Here is a 16490-nt window from a genome sequence, read left to right as displayed (position 1 = left end):
ACCCGCCCGAACCGTGATCAGGCCGGTGTCGCCTCCGCCAGCTCCTCGTCCTGGAGCACGTCTGTCGCGTCGGCGGTGTCCTCGTGGCGCCTTCTGGCGATGTACGCCGCTGCCAGAGCCGCGACGAGCGTGATGGCGGAGAGCACGGCGAGAACGACCCCGGGGTGCCACCACGCCTGATGCGTCGCGTTTCCGAACGCCTCCGTCACCAGTGGGATCAGGCCGGACAAGGCTGCCGCGATCGCGTACGCGATCGACAGTGCGCTGTAGCGGATGGACTGTCCGAAGATGTCGGCCATGAGGCCGCCGAGGCCCGCCCAGCTGAGGGTGGGGAAGATGCCGCCAACGATCATCGTGCCGACGAGGATCGCGAACGTCGCCTGCTGCAGCAGGAAGTACATCGGGAACGCGATGATCAGCGTGGTGAGCGCACCGATCCACACGACCCGCGCCGACCCGATGCGAGTCGCGAGCACGCCGAACAGCGGGATGGTCACGAGCTGCAGCAAGCTTCCGATGGTTGTCGCGATGAAGAGCTGCGTGTAGTCGAAGTGCAAGACGGACACGCCGTAGCTGATCGTGTACGTGTTCATCAGGGAATACGAGCCGATGCCCAGCATGGCGGCGCCGACCGCGACCAGAAGAGCCACCGGCTGCTTCGCGAACACGTCGGCCACAGGGATCCGCGTGCGCTTCTTCTCCGCCACCAGATGGGAGAAGACCGGGGTCTCGTCGATGGAGAGCCGGAGGTAGAGCGAGACGGCCAGCAGCGGCAGGGCGAGCAGGAACGGGACGCGCCAGCCCCACGCGAGCATGGCGTCCTGCGGCAGATTCAGGCTGAGCGCGAGGTACAGCACGGCGGTCACGATGGTGCCGATGGGAGAGCCGAGCTGGGGGAGCGCGGCGTAGAAGCCGCGCCGCTTCGCCGTCGAGTGCTCGACGCCCACCAGAATCGAGCCGCCCCACTCGCCGCCGAGCGAGATGCCCTGCACGACGCGGAGCGTGACGAGCAGGATCGGCGCTGCGATGCCGATCGTCGCGTAGCCGGGCAGAACACCGATCAGCGCCGTCGCGACACCCATGATGCCGATGGTCCAGATGAGCGTCGCGCGTCGGCCGATGCGGTCACCGAGGTGTCCGAAGATGATCGCGCCGATCGGGCGGACGAAATACGAGGTTGCGAGGGTGAGGAAAGCGAGAAGAGTTCCGGCGACCTTGTCCTGAGTGGGAAAGAAGACCGCGGCGCTGAACACGGCGCTGAAATAGCTGAAGACATAGAAGTCGTAGGACTCGAGGGACGTGCCGACGACGGAGGCGAGGGTCACCCGCCAGGCGTTGCGGTCGGCGTTGCGTGCTGCGATGGCTGTGGAATCGGTCACGGGCTCCAAGTGTGGCGGGAGTTCGCCGTCGCGTGGCGAATGTTTCCTCCAGCGTTACGCGGCGTCGGTTGTGGCGAGTTCCCAATCGTCGGCGCCCCAGGGGCTCGCCGCACCGGACGACAGGCACCGGGGAGTCGGGAGCCGTCAGATGGAGGCGTCCAGCCAGGTGAGCACAGCAAGGACGCGGCGGTGATCCGCGCCGGAGTCCTCGAGCCCGAGCTTCACGAAGATGGACGTCACGTTCTTCTCGACCGCTCCCACTCCGACGTGCAGTCTGGTGGCGATCGCGGCGTTGGTGCGGCCCTCCGCCATGAGCTGCAACGTCTCGCGTTCGCGAGGCGTGAGGGCGGACAGCGGGTCGGCGCGACGTCCGACGAGCTGGGCGACGACCTCGGGGTCGAGCACGGTGCCGCCGGCGGCGACGCGGGTGACGGCATCCGCGAGCTCGTCGAGGGAGGCCACGCGATCTTTCAGCAGGTACCCCATGCCGCCCGCTCCCGCGCCGAGAAGCTCACGGGCGTACGTCGTCTCGACGTACTGGCTGAGCAGCAGCACGCCCGCCTTCGGATGGCGTGTGTGCACTTCCAGCGCCGCGCGGACGCCCTCGTCGCGGAACGTGGGCGGCATCCGCACATCCAGGATGGCGACGTCGAAGGGGACCGTCTGCGTCGCGGCAAGCAGGGCGTCGGCGTCACCGAATGCGCCGACCGTCACGAAGCCGGCCTCGTCGAGCACGCGGCTGAGCCCTTCGCGCAGCAGTACGGAATCGTCCGCCAGGAGTACGCGAAGGGCATCGGTCACGCGTTCACGATATCGGCACGCTCACCGACACCGTGGTTCCCGTTGGGCCGGAGGTGATGCTCGTCGTTCCGCGCATCGCCGTCACCCGCTCGCGGATTCCGGACAGCCCGTGTCGCGGGCTCTCGCCGACGCCGCCGACACCGTCGTCCGAAACGGTGAGCGTCAGCGTGTGCCCCGCGACGCCCAAGGTGAGCCGGGCCCCGGCGGACTGGGAGTGCTTCGCCACGTTCGTGAGCAGCTCGGCAGCGACGAAGTACAGATTGCGTTCCACCTCGGGCGGCAGCGCCGTGTCCTTCGGGACGTCGTTCGTGACGGTCACGGGAACCGTGCTGCGTGCGGCGAGGGAATCGATCGCGACAGCGAGTCCGCGATCCTGCAAGATCGGCGGCGCGAATCCGCGGGACAGCGCACGGAGCTCGTCGAGGGCGTCCTGGGCGCGGCCCCCCGCCTCGTCGAGGAGCCGAGACGTGGCATCCGGGTCGTCGCCGAGGCGCCGTTGCGCGGCCGCGATGTCCATGCGGAGACGGATGAGCTGCTGCTGCGGTCCGTCGTGGATGTCGCGTTCGAGGCGACGCAGCTCGCGATCCTCGGCGGCGACGGCAGCAGCACGAGAGGCCGACAGCTCGTCCACCTCCTCGCGCAGACGGTCGGACGACCAGGATCCGAGCAGCCCGTGGGCCACGGCCCAGTGCACGGTGATGAGCCCTCTGGTCACGAGCGGCAGCGTGAACAGGCACAGCAGCCCGACGATCAGGTAGAGCACCATGTCGCCGGTGACCGGATCGAACGTGGCGGGCGTCCGCGTCGCCCACTCCCAGATGACCGTCGACAGCCACACGGAGCGGCCGCCCTGCGGGATGAACCCTCCCCAGATCCAGTAGGTCGTGCCGCCGAGCGCCGACGACACCCAGGCGATGAGGATCCCCCAGGTGACAGTGGTCACAGCGATCTGGGCGATCATCGCGTCGAAGAGGTAGACCCAGTAGTGTCCGTCGGCGAGCGGCCCGAACACTCGGCCGATGAAGCCCGTTCCGACCCGCTTGCGCCACACGGGACGCGAGATCCGGGGCCGACCCGCCGCTTCGAGCATCGCGAGCGTCAGAGTGCCGTAGCCACGCGCCACGTAGAGAGCGGCGAGCACGAGGAAGAATCCCGCGATGAGCACGAGGAGCCCCACGCCGGTGAAGAAGACCGGCCACAAGAGGCTGGTGGCGATGACGGCGAGCGGGAACGCGACGAAGAGCACGCCGACCTCGGCGGGGACCTTTCGCCAGAGACCGCCGTACCAGCTCCAGAACCCGGATCGTCGGGGCGCGGACAGTACAGACTCGCGCTGGTCGACGGCGGTGCCCATGCCGACAGTCTCGCGGACAGGGTCGCCCCCGGCGATCCCCGTGCCGCCGCTGAGCGACGGCTCACTCGTGGTCGGCTCGATGTCGAACGGCACGGTGTTGTCGAACGGCACAGTGTTGTCGAACGGCTGCGTGTTATTGAACGGCTCGGTGCTGGTCATGATTCATTCCTTGTGGCAGCGACGGTCGTCGCGCGTTGACGGTAGAGGTGACGGACAGGGCAAGAACACGCTTCCAGACTCGTCGGCCGAGGCAGCGCGACCCATCCGGCGGAACACCGAATCCGGTCGGGGGTTATCCCCACGGATGCCCGACGGGTTCCGGCCCGCAGAACCATCCCGCCGGGTCGTTCCGGCCCATTCGCGACCGTGTTCACCACCTGCGGCGCGACTGTAGACTTGTCGGCAACGACTGCGATCCGGCCATCACCGGGGAGTCTCCGGAAGAACCGCGAAGCGTCCCACCAGTGGGATGACGAGTCCAGTAGAACCGGACGGGCCGGCCCGTCACAGCCTTGAACGAGTGGTCGCGCTCCGCCGACGGATGTCGGAGCGTGGCAAACGGGGTGGTACCGCGTCACCAGGGCCGAATCGGCCGGGCGGCGTCCTCGCGCAGAAGCACTCGCCTGCCAGGAGAAGCATGCCGTACCCCAAGTCCGACGATCCGTCCCGTTCCGCCGCCCCCGACGGACAGGATGTGCAGCGCATCACGCCGTCCCCGCGCTTCCCGCAGATCGAGGAGGACATCCTCGCGTTCTGGAAGGGTGACGACACCTTCCGCGCCTCCGTCGATCAGCGCGAGGGCGCTCCCGAGTGGGTGTTCTACGACGGCCCGCCGTTCGCGAACGGTCTCCCGCACTACGGGCACCTCCTCACCGGGTACGCGAAGGATGTCTTCCCGCGCTACCAGACCATGCGCGGAAAGCAGGTGCATCGGCGATTCGGCTGGGACACGCACGGCCTGCCCGCAGAGCTGGAGGCCGAGCGGCAGCTCGGCATCACCGACAAGAGCCAGATCGACGAGATGGGCATCGCCGCGTTCAACGCGGCGGCGAAGTCCTCCGTGCTGAAGTACACCAGGGAATGGCGCGAGTACGTCACACGTCAGGCCCGCTGGGTGGACTTCGACAACGACTACAAAACGCTCGATGTCACCTACATGGAATCCGTGATCTGGGCGTTCAAGCAGCTCTACGACAAGGGCCTCGCCTACCAGGGCTACCGGGTGCTGCCGTACTGCTGGCGCGACCAGACGCCGCTGTCCAACCACGAGCTGCGCATGGACGACGACGTCTACAAGATGCGGCAGGACCAGACCGTCACCGTGACGTTCCCGCTCGTGGGGGAAAAGGCAGAGGCGCTCGGCCTCACCGCAGTGCGCGCCCTGGCGTGGACGACGACTCCGTGGACGCTGCCGACCAACGCGGCGCTCGCCGTCGGCCCCGGCATCCAGTACGCGGTCGTTCCGGCCGGCCCGAACGGCACAGCGGATGCCGAGGTCCGTCGCGAGGGCGGCGACGCATCCGAGGTGCTCGGCGGCGAGTACCTGCTCGCACTGGACCTCGTCGGCTCCTACGCGAAGGATCTCGGCTACGGCTCGGCGGACGAGGCGCGCGCCGCCGTCTCCCGCATCGTCACCGGATCCGACCTGGCCGGCGTGCGCTACGACCGCCTCTGGGACTACTACGCGGATGTCGAGAAGTACGGCACCCAGAACGCGTGGCAGATCCTCGTCGACGACTACGTCTCCACCGAAGAGGGCACCGGCATCGTGCACCAGGCGCCCGCCTACGGTGAGGACGACCAGCGCGTGTGTGCTGCTGCGGGCATCCCCGTCGTCATCTCCGTGGACGACGGAGGGCGCTTCCTGCCCGAGGTGACCGACGTCGCGGGGCAACAGGTCTTCGACGCGAACAAGCCGCTCACGCAGGCACTCAAGGCGATGGGACGGCTGCTTCGCCAGGCGTCGTACGAGCACAGTTACCCGCACTGCTGGCGCTGCCGCAACCCGCTGATCTACAAGGCGGTGTCGAGCTGGTTCGTGCGCGTTCCGGAGTTCCGTGACCGCATGGTCGAACTCAATCAGCAGATCGACTGGGTGCCGGAGAACGTCAAGGACGGCCAGTTCGGCAAGTGGCTCGCGGGCGCCCGCGACTGGTCGATCAGCCGCAACAGGTACTTCGGCTCACCGATCCCGGTATGGGTGAGCGATGACCCCGCCTATCCACGAACGGATGTCTACGGCTCGCTCGCCGAGCTGGAGCGCGACTTCGGGCGCCTCCCGCGGAACGAGAACGGCGAACCGGATCTGCACCGTCCGTTCATCGACGACCTGACGCGTCCGAATCCCGACGACCCGACGGGAACGGCCACGATGCGCCGCATCCCCGACGTGCTCGACGTGTGGTTCGACTCCGGATCCATGCCGTACGCGCAGGTGCACTATCCGTTCGAGAACCGCGAATGGTTCGACGGCGTGCCAGGCGATGCCTCACGACCAGGACACAATCCTGCCGACTTCATCGTGGAGTACATCGGGCAGACGCGTGGCTGGTTCTACCTCATGCACGTGCTCGCGACCGCGATCTTCGACCGTCCTGCGTTCAAGCGAGTGATCAGCCACGGCATCGTGCTGGGCAGCGACGGGCAGAAGATGTCGAAGTCGCTGCGCAACTACCCGGATGTGGCAGAGGTGTTCGACCGCGACGGCTCGGATGCCATGCGCTGGTTCCTCATGTCGTCTTCCGTGCTGCGCGGCGGCAACCTCGTCGTCACCGAGGAGGGCATCCGGCAGGGCGTGCGCGAGGCGCTTCTTCCGCTGTGGAGCACGTGGTACTTCTTCTCGCTGTACGCCAACGCGTGCGGATACGACGCGCAGCGCCGCACCGACTCCACCGACGTGCTCGACCGTTACCTGCTCGCCAAGACGCGTGAACTGATCGAGGCCGTCACCGCGGACCTCGACAACCTCGACTCGACGCTGGCCGCTGCCAAGATCCGCGACTTCGCCGACGTGCTCACCAACTGGTATGTGCGACGCTCGCGCGACAGGTTCTGGGAGGGTGTGACGCCGGACGGCGGCAACACCGAGGCGTTCGACACGTTGTACACGGTCCTGGAGACGGTGACCAGAGTGGCGGCGCCGCTGCTGCCGCTGGTGACCGAGCGCATCTGGAAGGATCTCACCGGTGGCCGCAGCGTGCACCTCACGGACTGGCCGCAGGCATCCGAGTTCCCGGCCGACGAGGGACTCGTCGCGGCGATGGACCGGATCCGCCAGGTGAGCTCCTCCGCCCTTGCGCTGCGCAAGGCCGCAGGGCTTCGCGTGCGCCTGCCGCTGGCGGAGCTCACTGTGGTGACGGAGGGCGCGGCGGCTTTGCAGCCGTTCGAGGGCATCCTCCGGGATGAGCTCAACGTGAAGGCCGTGCGCCTCGTCGGGCTGACCGACGACAGTCCGGCCGAATACGGCGTCAGCAAGCGGCTCACGGTCAACGCCCGCGCCGCGGGTCCCCGGCTCGGCAAGAACGTGCAGGCCGCCATCCGAGCCGCGCGGGAAGGCGAGTGGAGTGATGCCGACGGCGTCATCGTCGCCGGTGGCATCCCGCTGCAGGAGGGCGAGTACGAGCTCGTGCTCGAGACCGCGGATGCGGAGGAGACCGGCCGCGCGCTCGCGCTGCTGCCCGGTGCGGGCTTCGTGCTGCTCGACACTACGACGACGCAGGACCTGGAGGATGAGGGTCTGGCCCGCGATGTCATCCGCGTCGTGCAGGAGAGCCGCAAGAACGCGGGCCTCGACGTGAGCGACCGAATCAGGCTGCGTCTCGTGCTGGACCGTGCCGGAGCGGATGCGGTGCGCGTCCACTCCGACCTGGTCGGCGCCGAGACGCTCGCCGTCGAACTCGACGTGGACGTGGACGACGCGGTCGCTGACGCTGCGGACTCCTCGCCCGTCGGCGCGGGATCCGCCCTGCTGGTGAGTCTGGAGAAAGCACTGTGACCGACGTGACCGACGACGACGAGTTCCGCGAGGCGGCTGACGCCGTCTACGACACGCTCCTGACCCGTCTCGGCGAGGGAAGCCCGCAGCACCGCCTCGGACCCACCCGCAAGGCCGTCGAGCTGCTGGGCGATCCGCAGCGGGCGTACCCGATCATCCACATCACGGGGACCAACGGCAAGACGTCGACGAGCCGCGTCATCGAGAGCATTCTGCGGGCGTACGGCCTCCGTGTCGGACTGTTCACCAGCCCGCACCTGCTCCGTTTCAACGAGCGGTTCATGATCGACGGTGTGCCGATCACCGATGAGGCCCTGGTGCGCAACTGGGATGACATCGCGCCATACGTGCAGATGGTCGACGCCGAGCTCGAGGCGCAGGGCGAGCAGAGACTCACCTTCTTCGAGGCGATCTCGGTGCTCGCGTTCGCGTGCTTCGCCGACGCCCCCGTCGATGTCGCGGTGATCGAGGTCGGCATGGGCGGCGAGTGGGATTCCACCAATGTGGGAGACGGCCAGGTCGCCGTCTTCACGCCCATCTCGCTCGATCACACCGAGCGGCTCGGAAAGACCATCACCGAGATCGCGCGCACGAAGAGCGGCATCATCAAGCCGTCCGCCACCGTGGTCAGCTCGGCCCAGGTGCCCGATGCCGTGCGGGAGCTGCGTCGCGCGGCCGAGCTGCGCGAGGCATCCATCGCCTTCCAGCCCGACGACTTCGACGTCGAGAAGGATGCCGTCGCCGTCGGCGGTCAGCTCGTCACCGTCCGCGGGCAGGCCGGCACGTACAGCGACCTGTTCCTTCCGCTCTACGGTGCGCACCAGGCGCAGAATGCCGCGGTCGCTGTCGCGGCGGTCGAAGCGTTCCTGGGCGACGGCAAGGAAGCGTTGCGCGAGCCACTGCTCGAGGAGGCGTTCGCGACGGTGACGTCGCCCGGTCGTCTGCAGCTGATCGGCATCGAGCCCACCGTCCTGGTGGATGCAGCGCACAACCCGGCGGGCGCCCTCACCCTGGCCAGAGCGCTGCCCGAGTTCTTCGACTTCGACGAGATCGCGTTCGTCATCGGCATCCTCCGCGACAAGGATGCCCACGGCATCGTCGACGCGCTGGCGCCCGTCGCGGCGCGCATCCTCGTGACCCAGTCACACTCGGAACGTTCGACGTCGTCCGGCGAGCTGGCCGACAACGTCGAGGAATGGACACACGAGCATGCCGACGCGTATCACGACCTCGGCGACGCCGTCGAGGCGGCCCGTGCGTGGGCGTCGGCGGATCCGCGCCGCGCGGTCGTCGTGACAGGATCCATCGCCCTCATCGGCGAGACGCTCGCTCTCGCCCAGGAGCGCGAGTGGAAGGCGACGGCAGAGTGATGATGGTCCTCACCCCACCACCTCGGAGCGTGATGCGATGAGCGAGAGCGATCACGCACCCCGTCGCGCACCGCGTCAGCGGAGGGCTCGCGGTGCGCAGGAGAGCCTCGGCGCGATAGTGCTCGGCTTCGAGCTCGTCGTCGTCTTCCTCGGCACCCTTGTGGTGTTCGGACTGCACGCGCTTCCCGCGGCGGCGGCACTCGGCGGCGGCGCGGCGCTCATCGTGCTGATGATCGTGGCGATCCCGCTGCTGCGCTTCCGCATCGGCTATTGGCTGGGCTGGGTCGTGCAGCTCGCCGTCGTGGCCGCCGGATTCCTCGTGGGCATGCTGTTCATCGTCGGCGCCATCTTCACCGCCATCTGGGCGTACGCCATGATCGCTGGGGCCCGCCTGGACCGCCGTAACGCTGAGGCTCGCGCTGCCGGCCAGGCCGCCGACCATCCGTCCGATTCCGTCGGAGATTCCGAACCGACCAGCAAGGAGAACGAATGACCACCATCGAAGAGACCCTCGTGCTCGTCAAGCCAGACGGGGTCGCCCGTGGACTGACCGGCGAGATCCTGCGCCGCGTCGAAGCGAAGGGCTACGCCCTCGTCGACATCAAGCTCGTCGAAGCAGATCGCGACCTGCTGGCCCAGCACTACGCGGAGCATCAGGGCAAGCCGTTCTACGAACCGCTGGTGGAGTTCATGGAGTCGGGGCCGATCGTGGCGATCCGTCTCGCCGGCAACCGCGTCATCGAAGGTTTCCGCTCGCTGGCCGGAGCGACGGATCCCACCACCGCAGCACCCGGCACCATCCGCGGCGACCTCGCCCGCGACTGGGGTCTTGCCGTGCAGCAGAACCTCGTGCACGGGTCGGATTCGCCGGAAAGCGCAGCGCGAGAACTCGCGCTCTGGTTCTGAAACCGAGCAGCGTAGCTGCTCCGGCGCTGGCGTCGCGAGGGAGGCCCACTGGGCCTCCGCTTTCAGCTCCAGCGCGCCTACCGGAACGCGTTCGGAATCCACTCCACCTGGATCTGCGCGAAGACCGCCACGATCACGTAGCAGACCAGGGTGATGAGCGGAATCCAGGAGTACGCGGCCGTGAAGAACGCACGAACCCTGTCGTTCGTCGGGATGTTGCCCTCTTTGAGGTTGTAGAACGTCACCGTCCAGAACGTCGGGATGGTCACCACCCAGGTGATCATGCAGTAAGGGCACAGCACGTAGAGGTCGTAGAGGCTCGAGACGATCAGGAAGATCACGAGCACGAGCGCGCCGAGCACGCCCAGGTTGAACAGCATCCAGAACCAGCGCTTGAACCGGGCTCCGGCGAGGATGCCCACGCCGACGGCGATGGGGGCGACCCAGCAGGCCAGTCCGATGAGCGGATTCGGGAAGCCGAGGACCGATCCCTCCCAGGAGGCCAGGTTCTTCGAGCATCCGATGAGCGGGTTGATGTTGCACGTCAGGTTCGCAGCCGGATGCTCGAGCACCGTGAACTTGTCGAGTGTCAGCGCGAATGCCGCCAACCATCCGATGACGCCGGCGATGATGAGGAAGATCGCAAGCCCGATCGGCTGCTTCGTTTCGGTGGGGGAGTCGAGCGACACCCTCGCATTATGGCAGAGCGACACACGGGCTCAGCTGGCGCCTGAAAGGGCGGGGCGGGCAGTCGTGCGATAATGGCAGACAGCCGTTCGCACACCGTGCGGGCGGCGGTGAAGAAGCTTTTCCAGGCATCGTGCATGCACGGATGACTGGCCGCGGGGTAGCGCGCAACCCGACGAGAAGACGTAGATGACCACGTGAGACAGTTCACGCAAGAGACAGGGGACAGGCGAACGAAAGCGAGAGCAGCGACGGGAGCGCCACGAAGCGCGATGTCCGTTGCGCACCCTTTCGAACGCCGAACCGAGGATTGGCGGACGAGCGCCGTGCGCGCCGCCCGCATGATTACAGCCGTACCCGGTGCGCGCGTGCATCGTACGGTCGAGGAGTGCACCAGCGATGGTGGAGAACGATCAGAATTCATGGGACGAAACAGGGGCACGAGGCAACGAGGAGGCGTCGCCGCGTAAGCGTGGGCGACTCTTCGGCGGCCGGCGGGCGAACCGCAGGGGCGACAGCAGCGCATCCGTTGTTCAGAACGACTCGCAGGCGAGCACCGCGCCTGCTGGGCCGGTGACGGGTGGAGCATCCGCTCCGGCAGCCACTCACGACACTGAATTGCCGGCGGCGCGAGCGCAAGCCTCTGCGGTGGCATCCTCGGCGGATGCGTCGTCCTCCGTGTCGGAGAAGGCACCGGCTGTTCCGGTTGTTCCGTCGGTCGCGACCAACGCAGAGCCCGGCGATGCCGACCGGGTGTCCGAGTCTGAGAACGGGGTCGAGGCGCAGGATGCCGCGGCATCCGCTCTCGACGCGGCGCACTCCGCACATGCTCCCGGCCTTCCCAGCACGGCTCTCCTGTTCCAGGCGCCCCCTATCCTTCCTCCGCTCCCCGCACCCGCTGCGCGCGAGGAGACGCAGGAGCGTGAGGAGGGCAGCTCGTCGCGTCGTCGCACCCGTCGCCGGGGCGGTGCGGATGCTCCGCGCGAGGAGGAGCCGAAGCGTCAGCGTGAGCCGGAACTCATCACAGAGCCGCAGAAGGTGAAGGGCTCGACTCGGCTCGAGGCCAAGAAGCAGCGCCGTCGCGACGGACGGGATGCCGGTCGTCGTCGTCCCGTGATCACCGAGGCCGAGTTCCTCGCCCGCCGCGAGGCCGTCGATCGTCAGATGATCGTGCGGTCGAAGGGCGGTCGCATCCAGATCGGCGTGCTCGAGGACGGCGTCCTCGTCGAGCACTACGTCGCCCGCTCCCAGGAAGCGTCGCTCATCGGCAACGTCTACCTCGGCCGCGTACAGAATGTGCTGCCCAGCATGGAGGCGGCGTTCGTCGACATCGGACGCGGCCGCAACGCAGTGCTCTACTCGGGCGAGGTCGACTGGGATGCCGCGGAGACCGGCAACCAGCCGCGCCGCATCGAGCTGGCGCTCAAGCCGGGCGACCGCGTGCTCGTCCAGGTGACGAAGGATCCCGTCGGCCACAAGGGTGCGCGCCTGACCAGCCAGGTCAGCCTGCCGGGTCGCTACCTCGTCTACGTTCCCAACGGATCCATGAACGGCATCAGCCGCAAGCTCCCCGACACCGAGCGCGCCCGGCTCAAGAAGATCCTCAAGGAGGTGCTCCCCGAGAACACGGGCGTCATCGTGCGCACCGCGGCCGAGGGCGCCACCCAGGAGCAGCTCACTGTCGATGTCAATCGGCTGACCGCCCAGTGGGCCGACATCTCGAAGCAGGCGGAGACCGTGCAGGCGCCCGCACTCCTGCACAGCGAGCCCGACCTGTTGATCAAGATCGTGCGGGACGTCTTCAACGAAGACTTCCAGAAGATGATCATCGCCGGTGACGACGCCCGCCAGACCATCGAGAGCTACCTCCGTCAGGTCGCGCCCGATCTGCTGGAGCGCGTCGAGCCGTTCGAAGGAACGCGCGACGCCTTCGACGAGTTCCGCATCACCGAGCAGATCGAGAAGGCCCTCGATCGCAAGGTGTGGCTGCCCTCCGGTGGTTCGCTGGTCATCGACCGCACAGAGGCCATGACCGTCATCGACGTCAACACCGGCAAGTTCGTGGGCTCCGGCGGCAACTTGGAAGAGACGGTCACCAAGAACAACCTCGAGGCCGCTGAGGAGATCGTGCGTCAGCTGAGGCTGCGCGACATCGGCGGCATCATCGTCGTCGACTTCATCGACATGGTCCTCGAGTCGAACCGCGACCTCGTGCTGCGCCGCCTCGTGGAGTGCCTGAGCCGCGACCGCACGAAGCACCAGGTCGCAGAAGTGACGTCACTGGGCCTCGTGCAGATGACGCGCAAGAAGCTCGGTCTCGGTCTGCTCGAGACATTCAGCGAGCCGTGTGAGGTGTGCGCGGGACGTGGCGTGATCGTGCACCACGATCCGGTCAGCAGGCACCGTGCGCCGCAGCCGCCTGAGCGTCGCCGAGGGGGCAAGACGGGTCAGGCATCCGCGCCCTCGAATGGCGGCAACGGGAACGCGAACGGCGCGAGTTCCAACCACGCCGGGACGCACGCGATCACCGACGACGCCAAGAGCGCCCTCGCGCAGATCGCGGCGAGCACGCTGCACGCGCACCACGACGAGTCGACGCCGGAGCAGGCATCCGACGCCGGCGAGCAGGGGACCGCGGATGCCGCATTGTTCGCTCCACGGCACCTCGCGTCCGACGCCTCCGGTCAGCCCGGTGACAAGCAGGACGCCCCTCGCACGCGTCGCGGCAGCCGTGGTCGCGGCGGCGCACGTCGTGCGGCCGGAGCGGATGTGGCCCGTGCCGACGACCTCGGCGTGGACAGCACCGACACGGCCCCGCACGAGCAGCCGGCGCCTGCGTCCGAGGCGGGCGCCGCACCGGAAAAGCGTGAGCCCCTGAGCTCCGAAGCGTCGGCGTTCCCGGATGCGACAGCGGCATCGGCCGGCGAGGATGCGGCGCAGCTGTCCATCCTCGACATCCCGGTTGCAGTGCACGCCGAGCCGAAGGCGCCGATCGATCGCGCACAGGCGCAGGAGCTCCTCGGCTCCGTCCTCGATGCACTTCCCGAGCCGAAGCAGCCCGGCCAGGGACGTGCGCGCAGGCGCGTCACCACGGCCGGTCTGACCGGGGGCGCGATCGCGGAGCGCGACGACTCTCAGGCGAGCTGAGACGTGTGGGCGACGGTGCCTGCCATCGTCGTCCGCACGCCAGTCGGACGCGGGTTGTGCTGCGCGGCGAGCGACAGGGTCAGTGCCTGTGTCGCTGAGCTGCCGTGATGCGCAGCCCGCTGTCCCGCAGCCGTTCCACCAGCTCCCTGTTCGTCACCGGATGCGCACCCGCGGACACGAGGTCGTCGTGCAGCCGTGCGGGCACGTCGTAATGGTCGAGATCGAAGGCGCGCTCGGGAACACCGTTCCCGTGCGCGAACGCGTGGAGTTCGTCGAGAGAGGCGTCGCTGACCAGATGCGACCACAGGGTGCCGTGGTTCGGCCACATCGGTGTGTCGATCAGGATCGCCATGCCGGCGAGTCTACGTGCGGCGCCCGCACAGCCTTCGGCAGACGGTCGCCGCAGTCGGCGCATCGTCCGTGCGACTCGCGGACCGGTGCACGGTTTGACCGCCTTGGTGCCGTCCGGTACGATTAACCCTTGGTGTGCGCCGACTTATCACGGCTAACGCCCTTTCGTTTTCTGGCACGAACCCTTCTCCCACTGGGGGCGTGACCGGCGACATCCAACGTCAGTCTGGGACGAATCAGTCCCTCTTCAGATAGGTACGAGTAGTGGTTTACGCAGTTGTGCGCGCCGGCGGTCGGCAGGAGAAGGTCGAGGTCGGCACCATCGTGACGATGGACCGCGTGAAGGCCGGAGAGAACGGCACCATCGAGCTCCCCGCGGTGCTCCTCGTCGACGGTGACAAGGTCACCAGCGACGCCAAGGCGCTGGCCAAGGTCAAGGTCACGGCCGAGGTCCTCGGCGACCTCCGCGGCCCGAAGATCGTCATCCAGAAGTTCAAGAACAAGACCGGCTACAAGAAGCGCCAGGGCCACCGTCAGGAGCTCACGCGCGTCAAGGTCACCGGCATCAAGTAAGCGGCAGGAGCAGAACTCATGGCACACAAAAAGGGAGCGAGCTCCACTCGCAACGGCCGCGACTCGAACGCGCAGCGCCTCGGCGTCAAGCGTTTCGGCGGCCAGGTCGTGAACGCGGGCGAGATCATCATCCGTCAGCGCGGCACGCACTTCCACCCGGGCGCGAACGTCGGCCGCGGTGGCGACGACACGCTGTTCGCCCTCGAGGCGGGCGCTGTCGAGTTCGGCACGAAGGGCGGCCGCAAGGTCGTCAACATCGTGGCGGTCGACTGACAATTCCTGTGCGAACACAGCCGATGGGCGGGCCTCGTGCCCGCCCATCCGTGTTTCCGAAAGCACCCGACCAGCGGATGTCCGCGGTCACCCAGATAGCGTAGAAGCGCCGCGCGGCGGCGAAAGGGAGAGCACCATGGCGACATTCGTCGACACCGTGACGTTGCACCTCCGTGCCGGCCACGGTGGAAACGGATGTGTGTCCGTGCGGCGCGAGAAGTTCAAGCCGCTCGCCGGCCCGGACGGCGGCAACGGCGGACACGGCGGCGACATCGCGCTCGTGACCGACCCCGGCGTGACGACGCTTCTCGCGTACCACAGGCATCCGCACCGCTCGTCGGCCAACGGCGGCTTCGGCATGGGCGACAACCGCAGCGGCGCGTCCGGGGACGATCTCGAGCTGCCGGTGCCGATCGGAACGGTCGTGAAGGGTGCCGACGGCCTCCCGCTCGCAGACCTTGATCAGCCGGGCATGCGGTACGTCATCGCTCCTGGCGGACAGGGCGGTCTCGGCAACGCCGCGCTCGCGTCTACCAAGCGCAAGGCCCCGGGATTCGCGCTCCTCGGAACGCCCGGCTGGGAGGGCGACATCGTCCTCGAGCTGAAGACCGTGGCGGATGTCGCGCTGGTGGGCTTCCCGTCTGCAGGCAAGTCGAGCCTCGTCGCAGCACTTTCGGCCGCCAAGCCGAAGATCGCGGAGTACCCGTTCACCACGCTGCACCCGAATCTCGGCGTCGTGCAGGCCGGCGAGGTGCGCTACACCATCGCGGACGTTCCCGGGCTCATCGAGGGGGCCAGCGAGGGCAAGGGACTCGGGCTCGAGTTCCTCCGTCACGTCGAGCGCTGCAGTGCGCTGCTGCACGTGCTGGACTGCGCCACGCTGGAGCCGGGACGCGACCCGGTCACCGACCTCGACGTGATCCTCGGCGAGCTCGCCGCCTATCCGGTGCCGGAGGGTCAGGTTCCGCTGCTGGAGCGCCCGCAGCTCATCGCGCTCAACAAGACGGACGTGCCGGAGGCCGCCGAGCTCGCCGAGTTCGTGCGCCCCGACCTGGAGGCACGCGGCTACCGCGTCTTCGAGATCTCCACGGTCAGCCATCACGGCCTTCGTGAACTGTCCTTCGCCCTGGCGGGGCTCGTCGAGGAGGCTCGCGCTCGCGAGGCGGCAGAGGCGGAGATCAAGCCGCGCATCGTCATCCGTCCGCGCGCCGTCGACGAGGCGGGCTTCACCGTGAAGGCCGAAGGCGGCACGGACGGCACCATCTACCGCATCCTCGGCGCGAAGCCGGAACGCTGGGTGGCGCAGACCGACTTCGCCAACGACGAGGCTGTGGGATTCCTCGCCGACCGGCTCGCCAAGCTGGGCGTGGAGGACGAGCTCGTGAGGGCCGGCGCCATCGCAGGTTCGACGGTCGTGATCGGCGCCGGCAACGGCGTGGTCTTCGACTGGGAGCCGACCCTCACATCCACGGCCGAGCTCATGACCTCGCCACGTGGTACGGATGCGCGCATCGACCAGAGCCATCGCCCAACGCGCGGCCAGCGTCGCGAGGAGTACCACGAGCGGATGGACGCGAAGGCGGAAGCCCGCGCCGAGCTCGTGCGCGAACGCGATGCCGGCCTGTGGCACGACGTAGACGAGGACGAGTGATCGG

Annotated in this window: 13 protein-coding genes; 8 read left to right on the top strand and 5 right to left on the bottom strand. The window is 68.0% G+C overall.

The genetic code is table 11. The features are described 5' to 3' along the window. Positions 1 to 17: 17 nt before the first annotated feature. From ACX9R5_RS13175 to ACX9R5_RS13165, 3 genes are all read right to left on the bottom strand, one after another. Entirely contained in the window at positions 18 to 1379 is a 1362-nt protein-coding gene (locus ACX9R5_RS13175) for an MFS transporter (protein WP_459409481.1), read from the bottom strand. Between the two features lie 144 nt (positions 1380 to 1523). Then, the gene (locus ACX9R5_RS13170; protein ID WP_459409480.1) at positions 1524 to 2180 is read right to left on the bottom strand and encodes a response regulator transcription factor; all 657 of its coding nucleotides are present in this window, start codon (positions 2178 to 2180) and stop codon (positions 1524 to 1526) included. 4 nt (positions 2181 to 2184) lie between these two features. Further along, positions 2185 to 3693: a sensor histidine kinase gene (locus ACX9R5_RS13165; RefSeq protein WP_459409479.1), complete on the bottom strand. Its 1509-nt coding sequence runs from the start codon at positions 3691 to 3693 to the stop codon at positions 2185 to 2187. A gap of 478 nt (positions 3694 to 4171) precedes the next feature. Here ACX9R5_RS13165 and ileS point away from each other — a divergent pair, with 478 nt between their 5' ends. Genes ileS through ndk form a run of 4 tightly spaced genes read left to right on the top strand, consistent with a single transcriptional unit; the run spans position 4172 to position 9804 of the window. Further along, complete coding sequence (gene ileS / locus ACX9R5_RS13160; protein ID WP_459409478.1) at positions 4172 to 7528, top strand: isoleucine--tRNA ligase; 3357 nt, start codon at positions 4172 to 4174, stop codon at positions 7526 to 7528. A 5-nt stretch (positions 7529 to 7533) separates the two neighbouring features. Continuing rightward, the gene (locus tag ACX9R5_RS13155; RefSeq protein WP_459409686.1) at positions 7534 to 8898 is read left to right on the top strand and encodes a bifunctional folylpolyglutamate synthase/dihydrofolate synthase; all 1365 of its coding nucleotides are present in this window, start codon (positions 7534 to 7536) and stop codon (positions 8896 to 8898) included. A 37-nt stretch (positions 8899 to 8935) separates the two neighbouring features. Further along, entirely contained in the window at positions 8936 to 9391 is a 456-nt protein-coding gene (locus tag ACX9R5_RS13150) for a DUF4233 domain-containing protein (protein ID WP_459409477.1), read from the top strand. Then, the gene (ndk, locus tag ACX9R5_RS13145; RefSeq protein ID WP_459409476.1) at positions 9388 to 9804 is read left to right on the top strand and encodes a nucleoside-diphosphate kinase; all 417 of its coding nucleotides are present in this window, start codon (positions 9388 to 9390) and stop codon (positions 9802 to 9804) included. Before ACX9R5_RS13150 ends, ndk begins: the two co-directional genes overlap by 4 nt. 77 nt (positions 9805 to 9881) lie before the next feature. On the opposite strand, the gene ACX9R5_RS13140 is transcribed toward ndk, so the two are convergent. Further along, positions 9882 to 10493 carry a vitamin K epoxide reductase family protein gene (locus tag ACX9R5_RS13140; RefSeq protein ID WP_459409475.1) on the bottom strand — a complete coding sequence of 204 codons (612 nt, stop codon included), beginning with the start codon at positions 10491 to 10493 and terminating at the stop codon, positions 9882 to 9884. Positions 10494 to 10890: 397 nt separating this feature from the next. Between ACX9R5_RS13140 and ACX9R5_RS13135 the strand changes: the two genes are divergently transcribed. Next, positions 10891 to 13638, top strand: a complete 2748-nt coding sequence (locus ACX9R5_RS13135; protein ID WP_459409474.1) for an Rne/Rng family ribonuclease — start codon at positions 10891 to 10893, stop codon at positions 13636 to 13638. Positions 13639 to 13717: 79 nt separating this feature from the next. Here the strand turns inward: ACX9R5_RS13135 and ACX9R5_RS13130 are convergent, their stop codons facing one another. Further along, complete coding sequence (locus tag ACX9R5_RS13130) at positions 13718 to 13990, bottom strand: DUF4031 domain-containing protein (protein ID WP_459409473.1); 273 nt, start codon at positions 13988 to 13990, stop codon at positions 13718 to 13720. A gap of 263 nt (positions 13991 to 14253) precedes the next feature. Between ACX9R5_RS13130 and rplU the strand changes: the two genes are divergently transcribed. From rplU to obgE, 3 genes are all read left to right on the top strand, one after another. Next, complete coding sequence (gene rplU / locus ACX9R5_RS13125) at positions 14254 to 14562, top strand: 50S ribosomal protein L21 (protein ID WP_170024028.1); 309 nt, start codon at positions 14254 to 14256, stop codon at positions 14560 to 14562. A gap of 18 nt (positions 14563 to 14580) precedes the next feature. Further along, positions 14581 to 14835 (top strand): 50S ribosomal protein L27, encoded by a 255-nt coding sequence (gene rpmA / locus ACX9R5_RS13120; protein ID WP_459409472.1) that lies wholly within the window; start codon positions 14581 to 14583, stop codon positions 14833 to 14835. A gap of 136 nt (positions 14836 to 14971) precedes the next feature. Beyond that, entirely contained in the window at positions 14972 to 16486 is a 1515-nt protein-coding gene (obgE, locus tag ACX9R5_RS13115; protein ID WP_459409471.1) for a GTPase ObgE, read from the top strand. Positions 16487 to 16490 lie beyond the last annotated feature (4 nt).

This window comes from Rathayibacter sp. CAU 1779, assembly GCF_054551755.1.
Note: the sequence above shows the minus strand (reverse complement) of the source record. Positions and strands in the feature narration are given on the sequence as shown.

What these genes read in the sequence shown, in the direction of transcription:
- ACX9R5_RS13165 (WP_459409479.1), bottom strand. Translation starts at nt 3,693, where the DNA reads ATGACCAGCACCGAGCCGTTCAATAACACGCAGCCGTTCGACAACACT.
- ileS (WP_459409478.1), top strand. Translation starts at nt 4,172, where the DNA reads ATGCCGTACCCCAAGTCCGACGATCCGTCCCGTTCCGCCGCCCCCGAC.
- ACX9R5_RS13150 (WP_459409477.1), top strand. Translation starts at nt 8,936, where the DNA reads ATGAGCGAGAGCGATCACGCACCCCGTCGCGCACCGCGTCAGCGGAGG.
- ndk (WP_459409476.1), top strand. Translation starts at nt 9,388, where the DNA reads ATGACCACCATCGAAGAGACCCTCGTGCTCGTCAAGCCAGACGGGGTC.
- ACX9R5_RS13135 (WP_459409474.1), top strand. Translation starts at nt 10,891, where the DNA reads ATGGTGGAGAACGATCAGAATTCATGGGACGAAACAGGGGCACGAGGC.
- ACX9R5_RS13130 (WP_459409473.1), bottom strand. Translation starts at nt 13,990, where the DNA reads ATGGCGATCCTGATCGACACACCGATGTGGCCGAACCACGGCACCCTG.
- rpmA (WP_459409472.1), top strand. Translation starts at nt 14,581, where the DNA reads ATGGCACACAAAAAGGGAGCGAGCTCCACTCGCAACGGCCGCGACTCG.
- obgE (WP_459409471.1), top strand. Translation starts at nt 14,972, where the DNA reads ATGGCGACATTCGTCGACACCGTGACGTTGCACCTCCGTGCCGGCCAC.